This window comes from Flavobacterium bomense, assembly GCF_003970355.1.
Map to the genome: position 1 here is coordinate 1 of NZ_RYDJ01000070.1, position 1,655 is coordinate 1,655.

Genomic DNA, 1,655 nt, shown 5'->3' on the forward strand with positions numbered 1-1,655 from the left:
ACCTCAACGCTCTGAAAAGTTTTGTTGCCAAAACTATCAAAGAAGCTAAAGAACAAAACGTATTGCTTTCGGTTCACCTGAAAGCCACAATGATGAAAGTTTCGGATCCAATTATTTTTGGTGCCATTGTAGAAGTATATTTTGCAGCAGTTTTCGAAAAATACGCTGCCTTATTTGATGAATTAAACGTTGATACTAGAAATGGTTTGGGTGATGTGTATGCAAAAATTGCAGGACATCCAATGCAAACTGAAGTGGAAGCAGCAATAAACCAAGCTATCGAAAGCGGTCCAGCATTGGCAATGGTAAATTCAGATAAAGGAATTACCAATCTTCAAGTTCCATCGGATGTAATTGTAGATGCTTCAATGCCAGCTATGATTCGTACTTCGGGACAGATGTTCAATAAGGACGGAAAGCAACAAGACACGATTGCCATTATACCAGACCGATGTTATTCTGGAATTTATACCGCTACTATCGATTTTTGCAAAAAACACGGAGCATTTGACCCAACCACAATGGGAAGCGTTCCAAATGTAGGTTTGATGGCTCAAAAAGCGGAAGAATACGGTTCTCACGATAAAACTTTTCAAATTATTGCAGACGGAGTTGTTCGTGTTGTTGATGCTAATGGAAATGTTTTAATGGAACAATCTGTTGAAGCTAAAGATATTTTTAGAATGTGCCAAGTCAAAGATGCTCCAATTCAAGACTGGGTAAAACTAGCTGTAAACAGAGCAAGATTATCAAATACTCCGGCAGTATTTTGGTTGGACGAAAATAGAGCTCACGACAGGGCATTAATTGAAAAAGTAACTCAATATTTAAAAGATTACGATACAACAGGTTTAGACATTCGAATCCTAAATCCTATCGAAGCTACCAAATTTACATTAGAAAGAATCATAAAAGGATTGGATACCATTTCGGTTTCAGGTAACGTATTGCGTGATTATTTAACCGATTTATTCCCAATTCTTGAAGTGGGAACTTCTGCAAAAATGTTATCTATCGTTCCGTTAATGAACGGTGGTGGTTTGTTTGAAACAGGCGCTGGTGGATCTGCTCCAAAACACGTGCAACAATTTTTAGAAGAAGGTTATTTGCGTTGGGATTCGCTTGGAGAGTTTTTGGCATTGGGTGCTTCATTAGAATACATCGGACAAACAATAAACAATACAAAAGCTATTGTTCTAGCCGAAACACTCGATGTTGCAACTGAAAAATTCTTGGCCAACGATAAATCTCCATCACGTAAATTGGGAGAAATTGACAACCGAGGTTCTCATTTTTACTTGGCTATGTATTGGGCTGAAGCTTTGGGAGCGCAAGATAATGACGCCGAACTTAAAACAATATTCGCTCCAATAGCTGTTGAGTTTTTTGCAAATGAAGCTAAAATCAATGCCGAATTAATAGGAACTCAAGGTAAGCCACAAATTCTTGGTGGTTATTACCAGCCTAATCCTGAATTGACCAGCAAGGCAATGCGTCCTAGCGAAACATTCAATTCTATATTGGCAAAAATCGCTTAATACGATAGTATTTATCTATTATATTTTGAAAGACAACTGGAAACGGTTGTCTTTTTTATTTGCAAAACTTTAACATTTGTTTAAAAAAAATTCACTACAATTTAACCAAATTTGTAC

Annotated in this window: 1 protein-coding gene; it reads left to right on the forward strand. The window is 37.0% G+C overall.

Going from position 1 to position 1,655, the window contains the following annotated elements; genetic code table 11:
- Positions 1-1,538: NADP-dependent isocitrate dehydrogenase (locus EKL98_RS15600; protein WP_126563113.1), on the forward strand; the 1,538-nt coding region annotated here is incomplete at its 5' end.
- Positions 1,539-1,655: the final 117 nt, after the last annotated feature.